Annotated in this window: 14 protein-coding genes; 11 read left to right on the forward strand and 3 right to left on the reverse strand. The window is 43.3% G+C overall.

Annotation, left to right across the window (positions count from 1 at the left end; translation table 11 throughout):
* The first annotated feature begins 102 nt into the window (after nt 1-102).
* The 3 genes from B7988_RS12215 (at nt 103) to B7988_RS12225 (ending at nt 3,191) form a co-directional block, all read left to right on the forward strand.
* Nucleotides 103-699 carry a zinc ribbon domain-containing protein gene (locus tag B7988_RS12215; protein ID WP_088658133.1) on the forward strand — a complete coding sequence of 199 codons (597 nt, stop codon included), beginning with the start codon at nt 103-105 and terminating at the stop codon, nt 697-699.
* 130 nt (nt 700-829) lie between these two features.
* The gene (locus tag B7988_RS12220) at nt 830-1,795 is read left to right on the forward strand and encodes a Fic family protein (RefSeq protein ID WP_170930653.1); all 966 of its coding nucleotides are present in this window, start codon (nt 830-832) and stop codon (nt 1,793-1,795) included.
* 64 nt (nt 1,796-1,859) lie between these two features.
* Complete coding sequence (locus B7988_RS12225) at nt 1,860-3,191, forward strand: T9SS type A sorting domain-containing protein (RefSeq protein WP_088658134.1); 1,332 nt, start codon at nt 1,860-1,862, stop codon at nt 3,189-3,191.
* Nucleotides 3,192-3,221: 30 nt separating this feature from the next.
* Here B7988_RS12225 and B7988_RS12230 read toward each other — a convergent pair whose 3' ends face one another.
* The gene (locus B7988_RS12230; protein WP_088658135.1) at nt 3,222-3,467 is read right to left on the reverse strand and encodes a TIGR03905 family TSCPD domain-containing protein; all 246 of its coding nucleotides are present in this window, start codon (nt 3,465-3,467) and stop codon (nt 3,222-3,224) included.
* A gap of 183 nt (nt 3,468-3,650) precedes the next feature.
* Between B7988_RS12230 and B7988_RS12235 the strand changes: the two genes are divergently transcribed.
* Complete coding sequence (locus tag B7988_RS12235) at nt 3,651-4,238, forward strand: DUF1349 domain-containing protein (protein WP_249268992.1); 588 nt, start codon at nt 3,651-3,653, stop codon at nt 4,236-4,238.
* Between the two features lie 96 nt (nt 4,239-4,334).
* On the opposite strand, the gene B7988_RS12240 is transcribed toward B7988_RS12235, so the two are convergent.
* Nucleotides 4,335-4,661: an addiction module antidote protein gene (locus B7988_RS12240; protein ID WP_088658137.1), complete on the reverse strand. Its 327-nt coding sequence runs from the start codon at nt 4,659-4,661 to the stop codon at nt 4,335-4,337.
* Nucleotides 4,648-4,941, reverse strand: coding sequence for a type II toxin-antitoxin system RelE/ParE family toxin (locus B7988_RS12245; protein WP_088658138.1), 294 nt, complete (start codon nt 4,939-4,941; stop codon nt 4,648-4,650). The genes B7988_RS12240 and B7988_RS12245 overlap by 14 nt, the downstream gene beginning before the upstream one ends.
* 368 nt (nt 4,942-5,309) lie before the next feature.
* On the opposite strand from B7988_RS12245, the gene B7988_RS12250 reads away from it, so the two are divergent.
* The 7 genes from B7988_RS12250 to B7988_RS12280 are packed head-to-tail and all read left to right on the forward strand — an operon-like array spanning nt 5,310 to nt 17,425.
* Nucleotides 5,310-7,358, forward strand: a complete 2,049-nt coding sequence (locus tag B7988_RS12250; protein WP_088658139.1) for a DUF262 domain-containing protein — start codon at nt 5,310-5,312, stop codon at nt 7,356-7,358.
* A gap of 34 nt (nt 7,359-7,392) precedes the next feature.
* Nucleotides 7,393-9,705: a class I SAM-dependent DNA methyltransferase gene (locus B7988_RS12255; protein WP_088658140.1), complete on the forward strand. Its 2,313-nt coding sequence runs from the start codon at nt 7,393-7,395 to the stop codon at nt 9,703-9,705.
* Between the two features lie 11 nt (nt 9,706-9,716).
* Nucleotides 9,717-10,982, forward strand: coding sequence for a restriction endonuclease subunit S (locus B7988_RS12260; protein WP_088658141.1), 1,266 nt, complete (start codon nt 9,717-9,719; stop codon nt 10,980-10,982).
* Nucleotides 10,979-12,238, forward strand: a complete 1,260-nt coding sequence (locus tag B7988_RS12265) for a HEPN domain-containing protein (RefSeq protein WP_088658142.1) — start codon at nt 10,979-10,981, stop codon at nt 12,236-12,238. Before B7988_RS12260 ends, B7988_RS12265 begins: the two co-directional genes overlap by 4 nt.
* Before the next feature lie 4 nt (nt 12,239-12,242).
* The gene (locus B7988_RS12270; RefSeq protein ID WP_141225666.1) at nt 12,243-13,118 is read left to right on the forward strand and encodes an SIR2 family protein; all 876 of its coding nucleotides are present in this window, start codon (nt 12,243-12,245) and stop codon (nt 13,116-13,118) included.
* Between the two features lie 42 nt (nt 13,119-13,160).
* On the forward strand, nt 13,161-14,333 hold the full coding sequence (locus B7988_RS12275) for a Fic family protein (RefSeq protein ID WP_088658144.1): 1,173 nt from the start codon (nt 13,161-13,163) through the stop codon (nt 14,331-14,333).
* A 14-nt stretch (nt 14,334-14,347) separates the two neighbouring features.
* Complete coding sequence (locus tag B7988_RS12280) at nt 14,348-17,425, forward strand: DEAD/DEAH box helicase family protein (protein ID WP_088658145.1); 3,078 nt, start codon at nt 14,348-14,350, stop codon at nt 17,423-17,425.
* The last annotated feature ends 5 nt before the right edge of the window (nt 17,426-17,430 follow it).

The following is a 17,430-nucleotide window of genomic DNA, read 5'->3' on the forward strand; positions in this document are numbered from 1 at the left end:
AGTTCGCCATTCCTTATCGGGCGACTTATCCACAACAATAAAGTGCTACATTGCCTCTCAAATAGTATACATTTGTGCAAGTAAGCGAATAAAGGAGAACTTATGGAAATGAAATTCTGTCAAAGCTGCGGAATGCCGCTAACGCCAGAAATCCTCGGCACCAACGCCGACGGCAGCAAGAACGAAGAATACTGCATCTACTGCTACAAAGACGGCGCTTTCACCGGCGACTTCAACATGGAACAGATGGTCGAATTCTGCTCGCAGTTCGTCGATGAATTCAACAAGAATACAGGCAAGAGCCTTACCCGCGAAGAGTACAAGGTAGAACTGCGCAAGTACTTCCCGACACTCAAGCGCTGGCGCCTCCCGGCAGATCAACTGCCGCATGCCACATCGCCCATGAAGCAAAAGTTCATTGAAGAAGTCAATGCTCTCGGTATCAAGGACATGCCGAAAATCGACAACCTCTTTGTGCTGCAGGGCTCGTTCATCAATCTGGAATACAAGATTAACGGCAACAGCGTCAAGCTATTGGACGATAACGCAAGCTACTGGGGCAACCAGGTCGAAAAGCAAAACGCCGAAGGCCGCTGCTTTGGAATCGCCTGCGACGAACGCTACATTCTCGTGAGCGAATACGGCAAGAATGGCGCCGATGCCGAAATCGTCGTATTCAAGAAACGGAAGAGTCTCTAAAAATTCATTTTGGCGGTGTAAATCTGCAAATTTTGCTAAAAATGGCGGTATAAATTGCTGTATGGCGGTTTAAACTGTTGATTATGGCGGTATAAAATTATATATTAGGTGTATAAATCGAGATTTTTCGATGATTTCACCGTATTTGAAAATTGCTGCCGATAACAATAAGGAACTTCTGTCGTTCCGCCCGATTCCCAAGGATACGCTCAAGTCCCTGCGGGAATTCTACCGCGTGGGACTCACTTACACGAGTAACGCCCTCGAAGGCAACAGCCTCACCGAAACCGAGACCAAGGTCGTCATCGAGGATGGGCTCACCATCAACGGGAAACCTCTGCGTGACGTGTACGAAGCCGTTGGACATGCCAAGGCGTACGATCATATTCACAAACTCGCCAAAAACAAGACTCTCGAAGAATCGGACATACTGATGTTGCATCGGCTGTTTTACCAGCAGATAGATGCAGACAAGGCCGGTATTTATCGCAAGGTGCCCGTCGTAATTAGCGGGAGCCGTTACCCCGTTACGCCGCACTTGAAAATTCGAGCCGAGATGAAGAAGTTCGTCGCGTGGTTCAACAAGAACGAATCCAGGATGAATCCCGTGGAGTTCGCCGCGCAAGTTCACAAAAAATTCGTGTTCATTCATCCCTTTGTCGATGGTAACGGACGCGTGGCGCGATTGCTGATGAACCTTGCGCTGCTTCGCGGCGAGTACACCATTGCGCTGATTCCTGCCATTAGGCGCATGGAATACGTGTCGGCCCTGGAGGCGGCGCACATCGATGACAAGGTTTTTGTGGGCTTTATCGCCGATTGCGTAGTTGCGACGCAGACGGACCTGTTGCGACTGCTGCGGAATAATCTGAAACCGAAAAAAGGTGCCGTACGCCACCGCGAAACAGGTGAAAACCTCTCCGAACGAATCCTATCCGAAATCCGCGCGAACCCAGGGATTAACACGCCTGCACTGGCCTCGATGCTCAACCTGTCCCTGCGAACAACGCAGCGCCATTTACAAGCTTTGACCGAATCGGGTAAGATTGAATTTAGGGGAGCCCGGAAGAATGGTGGGTATTATTTGGTCGGGTAATTAAGTTTCTGTTCCGTGCAAAATAACTATATTGTGTGCAAAAAGGGGAGAAGTAAGCCTGATTATGCATAAGATTATTGTTTCCATAATTGCCCTATTGGCTATGACGCAAACCGCCATAGCCCAATTCAATACTCACATAAGCCATAGGCTCATCAGCGGAAAGTCGGTGCAAACAGTAAAAGCGGGAGACTTCATCGAACCTGTCGTTTACGAAATTACGGAACTCAATCGAGCTTATGATTTTTATATCAATTACCCGGTAAATACAACGGTCAAGACGCTGGGACTGAAACTGGATTGCGGCACACTGCCAAGCAGTAAAGCCGAGTGCACCATATCCGGTCGCATTCCGGCTAACACCCCCGGGGACGAATACGAAATGTCATTTACCGCAGCTGGGAATTATGCCCATGAATACCTGCAAATCACAACCGGTATAAACGTCACTCCGTTAAATGAACAAGTGGAGCATGTCAGCGGAAGCCTTGACCAAACAGTTACCGCAAGCGATGAGATTGAGCCCATTGTATTCGGTTATACAGAATTGTTTAAAGCAAGTCTTTCTGGCGTGCCTGAGGGAATTTCGGCAAAAATAGACGACGAATCTGCTATAATTACAATTTCGGGTGCCACGGGCCAGGACCATCCCGATGGCGATTTTAATTATAGACTAGCAGCCTACATTACGGAAAAAGATTCCATCGTCTTTAACGGCACAATTTCTGTCAAACACAAAAAGTTCACAACGACATTAGTCGCTATCGAAAACGAAACGCAAGATGTCGTTGCAGGCAACGCGATTAAACCGATCGTGTTCAGGTATGCCCACATGCAGAACGCGACCGTTGATGGGATTCTCGAAGGCTTCGAAGTCAATCAGGATAAAGAAAAGGATCTCGTCATTATCACGGGAACCGTTCCTCAAGATGTTGGTGACCATGTGCTGACCATAACCGTAACCGCACAAGGCAACGACAATAACGCCGAAGCTAAAGCCTCCGTCAACATTTCGGCAAATCCCGACTATTCTTCTAGCTCTGTCTCTAGCAGCAGCGAAGTTTCCCCAAGTTCGTCTTCTGTAGCATCAAGCAGCAGCGCCGCGGAGTCTAGTAGTAGTGAAGCTGCCGAAAGTTCTTCAAGCGAACACACGACCGCAATTTCTGTTGTTCGAAACATATGTGACGTAATCTTCGCGAACAACGAATTGAGCGTCACTCTTGCACGTGTGCCCAGTGCGAAGTTGCAGATATTCGACATGATGGGCCACCTGCTCGAAACCCTCGATGTAGGCGCTTTGACTACAATCAACCTCGGCCACCTGCCGCGCGGAACACTCCTCCTTAGAATTTATGGCCAGGGTTTTGCCGAAACAAGACAGATTGTTGTCAAATAAAGTAAACGGACTGCCCGTATAATTAAGATATTACGCATCTTTCCCGAGGACGGCGCGGGCGAGCTGGTCGGCGCACGAAGTCGGCTTCCCGCCGCAAGTGTTGCCCAGGAGTTTTGCTGCGATGTCTTCGGCGCTCATGCCTTCGCAGAGCTTCGCGATTGCCTTCAGATTGCCGTTGCATCCGCCCGTAAAGCGGATATTTCTGATTTTGTCTCCGTCGCGCGTGAACTGGATTGTTGTCGCGCAAACGCCTCTGGTCTTGAAAGTCTCTTCCATAATAAACTCGTTGCAGGTTTGTTTGTAGTCATCCTCGACCGTCAGGGAGGGGATCCATTTTTTGATAAATATAGAATGTCTTGGCGCTGGGCGAGATGGCTTGGCAATCTCTAGCTGTTTTTATAGATTATAGCAACAAAGCGCGTCAATTCAAAGGCTACAGAAATGTTTGATATTTCTAAAATGAAATGGGTCAGGGAACCCCGGAACTACAGCATCAATCAGGAATGCGTCGAAATTGTGACCGCCCCGCATACGGACCTTTGGCAAAGGACCTACTATCATTTCAGAAACGATAACGCTCCGGTTCTGCAGATGGAAACAGAAGAAAAGTTCTTTTCCTTTGTCGTCAAAACCGATTTTTCCGAAAGTCATCGTCGCTTCGACCAGTGCGGGGTGGCGCTGTATCTGGATTCGGAAAATTGGCTCAAGGCGTCGGTCGAATATGAGAATGAAAAATTTCAGCACCTGGGTTCTGTCGTGACAAACCGCGGGTATTCAGACTGGGCGACGACTGCGATTCCTGCAGACGTAAAATCCATGTGGTATAGGCTCAGCAGGCGCGAAGATGACTACTGCATAGAATGTTCTCGAGACGGGGTGCAGTTTTCTCAAATGCGGATTTGCCACATGCTCGAAGGAGCCGGAAAAATTCGGTTTGGCATATATGCATGCAGCCCGGAAAATTCCAGCTTCACGGCTCGATTTACGGATATGCAGGTGACGGAATGCGCATGGAAAGCGCACGACGGCCAACAACCGGATGCGTAAACGTAGATTTCCACCAAATCGGCATCGAGCATGACCTTTACCCCGCGGATGGTGTATATCCGCGATCCATAATACCACCTTTTCTGGTGCTGGGAGTTAAACTTTGTACACGGCCTTTTTCTCGGCGACTGCACAGGGGGTTATGCAGAGTTTTAAACCCATGGCGTTCAGCACACGCATGATGGTGTCGAATCTCGGATGCGCGTCTTCCCTTAGCGCCTTGTACAAGCTTTCGCGATTCAGGCCCGCAGACTCGGCGATTTTTTTCATTCCGACTGACCGGGCTGCATCTCCAATAGCATGTTGCCAGAGGACGGGGTCGTTTTCGGCAAGTGCTTCTTCCAAAAAGAGTTTTACGTCTTCTTCTGTTTTAAGAAGATCGGCAACATCCAGATCAGAAACTTCTGCATCACTTTTTTTCATTGTTCAACTCCTTTGCCTTGTCGATATCCTTTTGTTGCGTCGATTTGTCGCCGCCCGCTAGCAGCAGCACAACAATGTCGTCTTTTTTCGTGTAGTAGATGCGGTATCCAGGCCCATAGTGAATGCGCATCTCGTATATTCCGTCGACAACAAATTTGAAATCTCCAAAGTTACCTAGTTTAACCTGTTCAATTCTGAGGTTTATTTTCGCACGGGCGCGCGCATCCTTGAGATTGGCGTGCCACATGGAAAAATATTCCGTTTTCTTAATTTGAAGCATTCGCCCTCCTATAATGTAGCCAATCGACTACAAATTGTCAATAGGGCAATGTGGGGGATTGCTAAATAAATCTCGGCCCCGGCCGCACTGGCCGCAACATCTTTCTTCATCGTCAACTCCTCTGGCATACAAGCGTAAAAAATGCCAAAGACTATACACTTGTGCACTAAATATAAATTCAAAAATCCAGTTTGTCAATAGGCCCGCGCGATTTTTTTGAAGGGGGAGGTTTCCCCCTCGCTTTCCTCCGCCAACCACGGGTCCCAAGGTCCCTGAGCTTGCCGAAGGGCCGCTACCCCTTCTAGCGGGGACACCCCGCAACGCCCCGACTGCAAAAATAAACGAGATTTGCCTCGAAAACCTTGAGATTGCCGTCTTTTATCTTCAAAAAAGGGTATATTTCGCTTGAAAAAGGAACCTATTTTATGACTCCAACTAAACAAGACCTTCTTGGAATGCTTTCCAATAACGATGTCACGTTCTACATTCCTCCTTACCAACGGAACTACGAATGGGATAATGAGCAGTGCTTTGTTTTTTTGGAAGATATCATAAAAACAGCCAAGTCAAATTTGGGTGGCCAAATAACAGAACATTTCTTTGGAACGGTTACGTATTTTCAATCTGAGCATGTTTTTGGTCAACCTGACAAACTGATTTTGATTGATGGTCAGCAGCGTATTACTACAACGATGCTCTTTCTCATTGCATTACGCGATATCATTGCTGACGAATCTCTCAAGGCTTTTGTTGATCAGAAGTATTTAAAGAACAACAATGCTGTAGGAGAAGGTGAATATAAAATCAAACTGAAACAAGTCGAGACGGACTGGGAATCCTACAAAAAGATTGTTCTTGGAACGCCTCTTACCAATGAAGATAAAACTGCGGCTGTTTACCACAACTACAAATTTTTCTGCGATGAACTACGCAAAATTATTGATAGAAAGGATTTAGAATTAAAAGACCTGATAGAAAAAGGTCTCGCTAAATTCAGCATCGTTACGATTCAACTAGAACCAGACAAGAACAAATGGGAAAATCCGCAGGAAATTTTTGAATCAATGAATTCCCTGGGAAAACCGCTTTCTTTAGCGGACTTGATTCGTAATTATCTGCTTTTGGGACTGAGTGCAAATAAGCAGGACAAATTGTACCATAATTATTGGTTGCATATTGAAAAGGCCTTGCCTGATTTGGTGTCGGCTTTTATTCGGGATTATATGCAATGCGAGTTTGCGAAACCCTATCCCAAGGCTGTAGAAGCCAATTATAAGGAACTTTATGCTAAGTTCAAGGAACTATTTGTGGGCAGAAACTCAGAAGAGTTGTTGAAAAGCCTTATGGAGTATTCGTCTCTTTACGCTTGCATAACTCTTGGACAAACAACGTCTGACCCTAAAATAGATCGAAAACTAAAGGATATCCGAACAATCGGGGCCTCTACATCGTATTCCTTCATCCTTGGAATTCTAAAAAAATGGAGTACTGGTGAACTCAATAATGCCGATACAATAGACATTTTAGATGCCCTTGAAATATATGTTCTGCGGCACCGCTTGATAAAATTAGGCTCTGCGGAAAACAAGGCTATGCCTTTATGGAATAGTCAGATTCCACAAATTATCAGTAGCGCAGATAAAAAAACAGCCTTTTACAGATTTATTGCTGGCTTAGATGTTGCAATGAGAATGCCTAATGATGCCGAGCTGAAGAAAAATATTAATCGTGACTTTTACGGATTCAAGCAACTCAAATTCCTGTTCGCCTTGATGGAAGAAAAAATTACCAAGGTGTTTCCTGATTTGTCCGACAAGAATCTACAAGTTGAACACATTATGCCTCAGACATTGAATGAAGAATGGAAAAAGATGCTGGGCGATGATTACGAGTCTGTACATAACGAATATCTGCATTCTATCGGCAACTTGACTCTTATATACTACAATCAGGAACTTGGCAACGAAGAATTCTCAAAGAAGAAGGAAATTTATATCAACAATTCGGCTTTGCAGATTTCGCAAAGAGAAATTACGGATAAGGACGTATGGAACAAGGAAACTATTGAACGCAGGACGGCTTGGATTGTTGATTTCTTGATAAAAGAAGTTTTGCCGATTCCAAACAATATGTTCAATTCTCTGAATGTCCAAACAAGACGAGTGAAATCTCATACGCAGTCTTTCGAAACCTTGGGTATTATTGGCGAAACAATTAATTATATAGATGATAAATCTATTGTCGCAAAGGTTGTGAATGACAAAGAAGTCTCTTTCGAAGGCAAACTTTGGAGGCTTTCTCCGCTGACTCGTGAAATAAAAGAACGTAGAGGAGAGCTTACTCCGTCGGGTTCCTATCAGGGTTCCATACACTGGGAATACAAAGGAACAAAAATTTTTGATATGTATGGAAAGTAAGTCTATATTTCAATAGAAAAACAAAGGATTTTTTATGGACAATTCTCATAGCCAGATGGTGTCTTTAATCTGGAATATTGCCGATGACGTGCTTCGTGATATCTTTTTGCGTGGACAGTATCGTGATGTGATTTTACCGATGGTCATTCTCCGTCGTTTGGATGCTCTTCTGGAACCGACCAAGGACGAAGTCGAGCAAGAAATCAAGGACACTGGCCTTGAAAACCTGGATGAAGGCGTGCTGAAAGACATTACCGGTCTTTCTTACTTTAACACTAGCAAGTGGACGCTAAATCGCCTTAAGTCCCAGGCTAGCGATAACAACGATATCCTTTACGATAACTTTGTCGAATACTTGAACGGCTACAGCGACAACGTTCGCGATGTGCTCAAGAATTTTGAATATTACAGCAAGGCGCGGAAACTGGCCGACAACGACAGATTGCTCTCCATCATTGAGCGCATAACCGATGCCCGAATCAACTTGACTGACAAGGAAACAACGGATCCCGACGGCCTTACTTTGCCTGCATTGACCAATGTCGGCATGGGTACAGTTTTCGAAGAACTTCTCCGCAAGTTCAACGAAGAGAATAACGAAGAAGCGGGGGAACACTTTACTCCCCGTGATGCAATTTCGCTCCTGGCACACCTTGTTTTTGAACCGGTAAAATCCAACCTGCCCAAAATCATCAGCCTTTTTGACCCTGCTTGCGGTTCGGGCGGCATGCTGACGGAATGCCGAGAATATCTCCATAGCATCGGCGTAAAGGACGCTGCAATCCAGTTTGCAGGAACCGAGACCAGTGCGGAAACCTATGCGATTTGCAAGTCGGACTTGATTATCAAAGGCGTGGACCCGAGCGGCATTTGCCACGGCAACACGATTACCGAAGACAACTTTGCGGGCAAATCCTTTGGCTACATGCTTGCCAATCCGCCCTACGGAAAATCCTGGAAAGAAGACAAGAAGAAGATTTATCACGAAAAGGAATTGCTTGACCATAGATTTGAACTGTCGCTTTCGAACTTTACCGGGGTGCAAGAGAAGTTGGATTGCACCCCCAGAACATCGGATGGTCAGTTGCTCTTTATCTTGGAAGAAATTGACAAGATGAAGCCTCTCGAATTCCAGCCGCAGGGAAGTCGCATTGCCTCAATTCATAACGGCTCTGCGCTCTTTACGGGCGATGCGGGCAGTGGCGAAAGTAACATTCGACGCTACCTCATAGAGAACGATTTGGTTGATTGCATAATTCAGTTGCCGAACAACATTTTCTATAATACGGGTATTTCTACCTATGTGTGGATTTTGACGAATAAAAAGTCGAATAAGCGCAAGGGAAAAATTCAGCTTATCGATGCATCGCAAGCATTTGAAAAACTCCGCAAGAATCTCGGTTCACGAAATTGCACGATTACACCCAAATATCGTGACCTTATTCTGAAAGTGTATAAGAACTTTGAAGAAACGGATTCCGACGATTCCAAGGTTGTCTCAAAGATTTTCGATGGCGACGATTTCCGTTATTACAACGTGACAATAGAACGCCCCCTGAGACTTCGTAGCCAATTCAGCCAAATCAAGATAGACGAAATGCTTTACGATAAAGGCGAATTGGAAATGTCGAAATGGCTGTACCAGACCTACGGCAAACGGGTTTTTGAAGGTTTGGAATCGGAAATCCCGGCCATCAAGGAATACCTTGCCGAAAACGAAATCAAGATGACGGACAAGAAAATCGCAAACCTTGTGTCTTCGAAAAAGTGGGAAGAACGCAAGGCGATGATGGATGCCGCCAAAAAGTTGATGAAGGAAATAGGCACGGACGTCTATACGGATTTCAACAAGTTCTTTGATGCGGTTGCTGATGCAGCCAAGGAATTGAAACTTGACGTGAAGGCTAACGTGCTTAACGCGATTGCCCGCACGATGTCCGAAAGCGACCCGAAGGCGGCCCCGGTCATCAAGAAGGAACACAAGGCGAATAGTAAAGATATCGAAGCCCTTAAGGACTTGTATGGAGTCGAAGATTCAAAACTTGCCGATTATGGCTATATGCCGGTCGGCAAAAAGGGCTTTGTGGAATACGAAACGGACAGCGAATTGCGCGATACCGAGAAAATTCCTGTGAAGGACGACATATACGGTTATTTTATGCGAGAAGTTCGCCCCTATGTGGATGATGCATGGATTAACCTGCCCCCGACAAAGATTGGCTGCGAAATCTCTTTCAACAAGTATTTCTATAAACCGACGCCATTGCGTTCCCTCAAAGAGAACGAAAAGGACATCCTTGAATTGGACAAGCAGAGTCAAGGATTCATCAGGTCTCTTTTTAAGTAGGTGTAGTGGCTATGCAGAAATACAGTAAGTATAAGGATAGTGGCGTCAAATGGCTTGGGGAGATTCCAAGTCATTGGGAAGTTGTTAAATCAAAATATTTATGGAAAGAATCTTTTGCCGTTTCTGATAGTGGACGTGAAAAATTACTTTCGGTGTCACAATATGATGGCGTTACTCCTACTAAATCAGATTCACGAAGTGAATCTTTAAAAGGATATAAGATTGTTAATAAAAATGATCTTGTTATAAACATTATGCTTGCGTGGATGGGGGGCTTAGGTGTATCAAAATATGAAGGTATTGTAAGTCCCGCATATTGCATATACAAATTATGTGATTCTTCAAATCCGAGATTTTTGCACTTTTTGTACAAAACGCCCCTTTATTTGGCTGAATTTGCAAGGCGTTCTTCGGGAGTAATTCCGTCTCGTTGGAGAATGTACACTGATGATTTTGGTCAGGTCCTTTCACTTCTTCCTCCTCGTAAAGAACAAGATGCAATAGTTTCTTATCTAGATTCCGTTACATCAAAGATTGATGAAGCGATTGCCCAGCAGCAGAAAATGATTGACTTGCTGAACGAACGCAAACAAATCATCATTAACGATGCCGTCACCAAAGGCCTTGACCCCAAAGCCAAAATGAAAAACAGCGGCATCGATTGGATCGGCCAAATTCCCGAACATTGGGAAACTATTCAATTAAAAAAATATGCAAAAATAATTCTAGGGAAAATGTTGTCGAATCTACAGAATAATGAAACAGAATATATTTGTGCGAAAGATGTTCATTACGGAAACATTGATATTTCAGATTTAAAAAAGATGAATTTTTCTAAATCTGAGAAAGAAATGTATGAAGTTAAAAAAGGAGATATGCTTATTGTTGAAGGTGGTGCAGGGGCTGGTGGCTGCGCTATATATAATTATGAAAAAACAGGAATATGTATCCAAAATTCTATAATGATTGTTCGTTGCAATGAAAAAATTATCAATGAATATGTATGTTTCTTTTTGCAGTCAATAAATGAAAAAGGATATGTTGAATATGTTTGCAACAAGGCTACAATCCCTCATTTTACCAAAGAAAAAGTTGGATCAGTAACTATACCTGTTCCATCAAGAACGGAACAACTTGAGATTGTTAAGTATGTGAAAAATAATATAAGCCCAATTAATTTGGCCATTGAAAGTGCAAACAAGCAAATCGCCCTTCTTCAAGAACGAAAACAAATCATCATCAATGATGTCGTCACCGGAAAGGTGAAGGTGGTATGATGAGTGCTCCTCGGGTATTTCATGGAGAATGGTGGGTGCCAGCAAAAGTCGTTCAAAAGAATGAATCTTATACGACTTATATGGGACCAGGGAAAAAATTTACGGGAACATTGACCTATAATGGGAATAGCGAATCAATTCTAGAACTATACCATATTCCGAGCGATTTACCATCAACTATTTATCATGAAAATGAAGTTATGTGGGGCCAAGATGCAAATGGTACAATTTACACCTTATTTTGCGTAAAAATAAAAGAGCAGAATCAGTGGGATTTTACCAACACGCTATTTTCCGTAGATTTTATTTTAATAGGCGGCCATGTTTCGAATCTAACGGAAATATGTTTTGATTCTTGCTATGTGCAATATCCTTATTTGAGGGATTGGGCTTTTTATTGCAATGCTCCACATAATCATATCCTTGTAGATGTTCCAATGGATGATAGCGTTAAGTGGTTGCTACGAAATAGAGTTGAAAAACAAGAGTCGCAATATGACTTAACCATTTCAAGAAAAACAGAATTGGTGATAGAATCTTTAAAAGGCCTTTCAATAGATGAAAGCTTGAAATATATAAGAGAGTTCTCTCAATTTTTGTCTGTTGCTTTGTATTGCGAACAAGAACCTTCAGCAGTTTATTTCGTTGAAAAGAAAACAAAGAGAATACTAGCGTTTTTGTTTGAACAAGATGCGTCTGTGAATCCGAAAAAAACAAAATTAATAGGATTTGATGAGCTATATGATAAAATTCCATCGATGCTTCAAACATGGCATAAAAATTTTGAGAGCTTATCCCCTATCAGTGGTTATCTCATTACTTCATTGAAAAAGAATAGATATTTCGGAGCGCCTGATTTTTTAATTGTTGCACAAGCGTTAGATGGCTATTTCAAAAGATTTGTTGGTAAGAATATTAATGAACGTATCAAACGATACGAAAAACAAATTGAGAAACTTTTGGATCAATTTAAAAATATTGATGTTATTAAAAAATGCCGTATTGATCCTGTCGTTTTAAAAGATTCTCGTCATAAATATTCGCACCTTTTCCCAGATGACGAACCAAGTCAGGCTGTAGCTGGCGAAGACCTATATTGGTTGACCGAAAAAAGTAAAATTCTCTTGACTTGCTGTATTTTGGATATGCTTGGACTCTCAACTGAGGAAATTAATCTTTGTTGCAATAACTCGCCGATAAGCAAAATAGCAGAAGGATTTGAAACGGAAGATTGGCTAATGGGAGAGGGTGGATAATATAATGGAAAAGACAATTTTATATGGCAATGGAGTAAACCTTCTTGGTGGCGGTCCGTCATGGAATAAATTATTGCAAGATATATCCAAGAAATCTTTATTACCGCCTATTCAAAGCAATACTCTGAAATATGAGTACATTATTCTTCCGCAAGAAGAAAATACTGAAGGAGTTTTAGTGGACGAAGAAAACTCCATTTTGGTGGATGATGAAGGTAATGCTATAGGTTTTGTTGAAAATACGGAATTGAATTTAAAGGCTTCATTGTGTGAAAAGTTAAAAGGACAAGAGCCCTCATATTTTTATGATAAATTGGTTGAACTAAATGCCGATAATTATGTTACTACCAATTATGAATTGTTTTTGCCACAAAAATTTTCAGTGAAACTAAAAGAATCCTCTGAAGGTGATCTACGCTATAGGCGTATAAGTATAGAAAAAGAGGATGGTTGCAAAACCTTTTGGAATATTCATGGAGATGTTGGAAATCCAGACAATGTAATTTTAGGCTTGTCGGATTATTGTCAGAATGTTGTGCGAATAGATGATTATTTAAATAAACAAACGGCCGATAGTCAAAAAAGTTGGATTGATTTGTTGTTTAATACAGAAGTTCATATTCTTGGTTTGGCTATGGCTAATGAAGAAATTGATTTGTGGAATGTCCTAACAACAAGGAAGAGAAAAAGAAGGCATAATTCTACAGAATGTCAAAATGAGATATACTATTATGCCATTCAAGACGACTCCTTTGATCCAGGGAAAAAGGAACTTTTGAAGGCTTTGGATGTAAATGTCGTCGATATTGAGTTTGATTGGGGTGATAATGCCTATAAAAAGGCTTACGATAGAATATATGAGTTAATAAAGAATGCATAATGTTTTGTTGTCCTTTTATATTTAATCTATATTGGTAATAGGATGAAAAAAGACATTTACACGGACTTTGACGAATACATCAAGCAAGGTGAGCCGGACAAAAAAGAGAAGGCTTCCATCTGGCGAACCGCCATCGGCCTGCAGGCTGTTGACGGTCTCAAGACGTCTGATTATTTGAAAGAGACTGCCTGCAAGCATATTGAAGGTAAAATCGATATTGACGAAGCCCGCAAGCTTATTCAGTCGTATTATCAGTCAAAGTCGTGGCGTGAACCGGATGACGACGAAAAGCAGGAGGCGGACAAGGTCTCTGCGAACATCGCCAAAATCCTTTCTGCCGATACTTTGGATTTCAGCGCGCAGGGCTTGATTTCGTTGCACCGGAGAATTTTTGAAAAGGTCTTTAAGCATGCAGGAAAAATTCGCACCTATAACATCACAAAAAAAGAGTGGGTGCTAAAGGGCGATACGGTTCGCTATCTGAATTGGGAAGACTTGAACCGAGCTTTGGATTTCGACATTGAGCAAGAAAAGGAATTTAGTTATAAGGGCATTTCGCCAGAAAAACTCATTGCTCATGTGACAAAGTTTGTGTCGGGAATATGGCAGATCCACGCATTCTGCGAGGGCAATACCCGAACAACAGCTGTCTTTACCATTTTGTACTTGCGTTCTCTCGGCTTTAAAGTCAATAACGATATGTTTGCCGAACATTCCTGGTATTTCCGTAATGCATTAGTTCGTGCTAATTACCGAAATGCCGTAGAAGGTGTTGATTACAGCCCCGTTTATCTTGAACGATTCTTCCGAAACTTGCTGCTTGGCGACCAGTGGGATTTGCGAAACCGTTATCTGCATATCCAGCCATCAAAGGAATGGCGGGTTCAACCGAATTTAGCGAACCCATCAAGTACCCATCAAGTACCCATCAAGCATCCAGCAAGTACCCGACAAGTCCCCGACAAGCTGCACACAGATGATCCAAATATCGCAAGACTTGTCGAGGCCGTCGGCGAACAGACGCTTTCGGTTAAGGAAATGATGGTTGCTTTGGAATTAAAAGACCGAGTAAATTTTCAAAATCTCTACCTTTCTCCAGCGATTAAGGATGGATTTGTAAGGATGCTTTACCCCAATTCGCCCAAGCATCCACGCCAAAAATACCTATTGACGGCGAAAGGGATTGCGGTCTATCAAGAGTTGACGAAACGCTAAACGAGATTAGAATTATGGAAACGAGCAAGACCGACGAACAGGCGTTTGAAGCCCTTATCGAAAGAGCCCTCGTGGGTAGCACCCGCGAAGAACGCGAAGCTGCAAACCTTACCGATATAGATGCGCAGACTCCTGCTGCTGAACAGTATTATTGGGGAAGGCCTTCTGATTTCGATAAGGTCCTTGCCTTTGACATGCGACGTCTTTGGTCTTTTCTTGAAGCAACTCAGGGTGATGTTATTGCAGAGTATAAAGGTGGCGACCCTAGAACAGAAATCCCGAAGCGGGTTTCCAAGTTTATCAAGAACTTTGGCGTGATTGATGCCTTGAGAAAAGGTGTCGATGTGGATAACATCCATGTCACGTTATTCTATCCCAAACCGTCTCCGTCGGATAGCGCTCTTTCGTGGGAAAAATATGCGCAGAACCAGTTCTCGGTTACAAGGCAACAGACATTTTCTGTTTCCAAGCCGGGGCTAGAAATTGACATGGTTTTGTATGTGAACGGTGTTCCGTTGTTCACGTTTGAACTTAAAGACCCGTGGACGCATCAGACTGCGAGATACGATGGTCAAAAACAATATAAGGAAGATCGTGACCCAAAGGAAACATTGCTCAATTTTGGGCGTTGCCTGGCTCATTTTACGTTAGACAAGGATGAGGTTTTCTTTACCACCCATTTGGACTCAAACAGAACCTTCTTTATGCCTTTCAATAAAGGCTTGCCTGGTGGTCTAGGCGCCGGAAATCCGGTCAACACGGAAGGTGGCTACAAGACCTCGTATCTATGGGAAAAGATTTTGCAGAAGGATGTCGTTGCCGACATCATCATGAACTATGTCTTGTTTGATTATGGTGAAGCAAAAACCCAGAAGAAAGTTCCGCATACTATGCGGTATGCGAAAAAGCTAATCTTCCCTCGATACCATCAATTAGATGTTGTTCAGAAACTAGTTGAAGATGTCTCGCGAATCGGCGTTGGCAAAACTTATCTGATAGAACATTCTGCGGGCTCGGGCAAGTCCAATTCTTTGACTTGGCTTGCATATAAGCTGATTAAGACGTGCCCTGCGACAATGGATGCGGTTCGGGCAAAGAGCGTGACGGAATCGCTTTATAGTTCTGTGATTGTGGTGACTGATCGCCGTTTACTAGACAAGCAGATTACGGACAATATCAAGGCTTTTGGCCAAAGTGCCAGTATTTTTGCTCATGCGGATTCTTCGTCAGATTTGAAGGATGCCATTGAAGCTGGCAAACGCATAATCATTACGACCATTCAAAAATTCCCGTTTATTTGCAATGCGATAAGCGATGTGAGCGACCGAAATTTCGCCATTATCATAGATGAGGCTCATAGTTCGCAGTCCGGCATTGCCGCGGATAAGATGAACGCCACCGTGCAGAAAGATGCAGATATGGATGGCGGTGACACAGATGCCTTGTTGGAAAAGTTGATGAGTGATCGTAAGATGAGTACCAACTGCTCTTACTTTGCATTTACGGCGACTCCCAAGAAAGAAACCCTAGAAAGATTTGGGACTAAAGATTCTGAAGGTAAATTCCATCCGTTCCATTTGTATAGCATGAAGCAGGCTATTGAGGAAGGCTTTATTCTCGATGTCCTGACGAATTATACAACGTATAAGAGCTATTATGAACTGATCAAGGCTACGGACAAGAATCCCGAATATAACAAGGACAAGGCGCAGAAGAAATTACGGCAGGCCGTTGAACGCGACCGCAAAACAATTGATGCGAAAGCCGATGTGATGTTGACTCATTTTGATGCCAAGATATTCCGTAGCCGTAAATTAAAAGGCCAGGCGAAGGCGATGGTTGTCACAAAGGATATTGAATGTGCTATTCAATACTACAATGCTCTTAAAGCCTTAATTGAAGACTTGAATCTTCCGTTTAAAATTCTGATAGCCTTTTCGGGAACGAAAACTATAGATGGAAAGGATTTTACGGAAGCCGAAATGAACGGTTTCCCAGATTCCCAGACTTCCGAAAAATTTGAGAACGATGATTACCGCATATTGGTCGTGGCGAATAAGTATTTGACCGGTTTCGACCAACCGAAGCTTTGTGCCATGTATGTCGATAAGCCTTTGGACGGAGTCCTTGCGGTGCAGGCGTTGTCCCGCTTGAACCGCGCTGCCCCTGAACTTGGTAAATTGAGCGAAGACTTGTTCGTGCTTGATTTTTACAACAGCAAGGATAGCATTAAGGAGGCTTTTGACCCCTTCTATACGGCAACGACACTTTCTGAAGCGACAGACGTAAACATTCTACATGAATTGAGAATGACGCTTCTTGGTTTTGGAGTGTTTGAACAGGAAGATATCGACAGCTTCATTGATTTGTATATCCATGGAAGTGAGGCCGACCAGTGGGCGCCCATTTTGGATGCTGCCGCGAACCGCTTTAACAATGAAATCGAATGGTCCGAAAACGGGAAAGCGGACTTCAAGATGAAGTGCAAGCAGTTTGTCCGTATCTATTCCAAAGTTGCGGCAATTATGGCGTTTGAAGTCGCCGAATGGGAAAAGCTGTTCTGGTTCCTTCGCTATCTAATTCCCGGCTTGCATGTAACGTCTAAGGATGATGAAGGCGTAAAGGACTTGTTGGATTCCGTTGATTTGAATACCTACGGATTGCGCAGAACCGCCTTGAACGAAAAGATTGTATTGGATGCTGGCGAAGCCATTATTGATCCGAACAAGCCTGTTATGGTCAATGCGGGCGATGACAAGAACGACCCTAAGGCGGCACTTGATGAAATTTTGAAGGAATTCAATGAGCGTTGGTTCCATGGATGGCAAGCGACTCCAGATGATCAAAAGACAAAGCTTGTAAGTATTGCAAGGGCAGTCAAGAATAATGAACAGTATCGTGAATTTGTCGTCGGCAATCCCGACCCGCAGACATCTAGTGACAAGATGAACGAAATTCTGGATTCCGTTGTCCGCCAACAGCGCAAAAGCGACAATTCGCTATATAAAAGCTATTTGCAAGATGAATCCTTCAGGGCAGACTTTAGGAATTTGATTATAAGAATGCTTGATAACTTGGATTATTTGCAGTAGAAGAT

Source organism: Fibrobacter sp. UWB1 (assembly GCF_002210325.1).
Lineage (GTDB): Bacteria > Fibrobacterota > Fibrobacteria > Fibrobacterales > Fibrobacteraceae > Fibrobacter.

Coding starts and splice junctions, on each gene's coding strand:
- B7988_RS12215 (WP_088658133.1), top strand. CDS start 103: ATGGAAATGAAATTCTGTCAAAGCTGCGGAATGCCGCTAACGCCAGAA.
- B7988_RS12220 (WP_170930653.1), top strand. CDS start 830: ATGATTTCACCGTATTTGAAAATTGCTGCCGATAACAATAAGGAACTT.
- B7988_RS12225 (WP_088658134.1), top strand. CDS start 1,860: ATGCATAAGATTATTGTTTCCATAATTGCCCTATTGGCTATGACGCAA.
- B7988_RS12230 (WP_088658135.1), bottom strand. CDS start 3,467: ATGGAAGAGACTTTCAAGACCAGAGGCGTTTGCGCGACAACAATCCAG.
- B7988_RS12235 (WP_249268992.1), top strand. CDS start 3,651: ATGAAATGGGTCAGGGAACCCCGGAACTACAGCATCAATCAGGAATGC.
- B7988_RS12240 (WP_088658137.1), bottom strand. CDS start 4,661: ATGAAAAAAAGTGATGCAGAAGTTTCTGATCTGGATGTTGCCGATCTT.
- B7988_RS12245 (WP_088658138.1), bottom strand. CDS start 4,941: ATGCTTCAAATTAAGAAAACGGAATATTTTTCCATGTGGCACGCCAAT.
- B7988_RS12255 (WP_088658140.1), top strand. CDS start 7,393: ATGGACAATTCTCATAGCCAGATGGTGTCTTTAATCTGGAATATTGCC.
- B7988_RS12260 (WP_088658141.1), top strand. CDS start 9,717: ATGCAGAAATACAGTAAGTATAAGGATAGTGGCGTCAAATGGCTTGGG.
- B7988_RS12265 (WP_088658142.1), top strand. CDS start 10,979: ATGATGAGTGCTCCTCGGGTATTTCATGGAGAATGGTGGGTGCCAGCA.
- B7988_RS12270 (WP_141225666.1), top strand. CDS start 12,243: ATGGAAAAGACAATTTTATATGGCAATGGAGTAAACCTTCTTGGTGGC.
- B7988_RS12275 (WP_088658144.1), top strand. CDS start 13,161: ATGAAAAAAGACATTTACACGGACTTTGACGAATACATCAAGCAAGGT.
- B7988_RS12280 (WP_088658145.1), top strand. CDS start 14,348: ATGGAAACGAGCAAGACCGACGAACAGGCGTTTGAAGCCCTTATCGAA.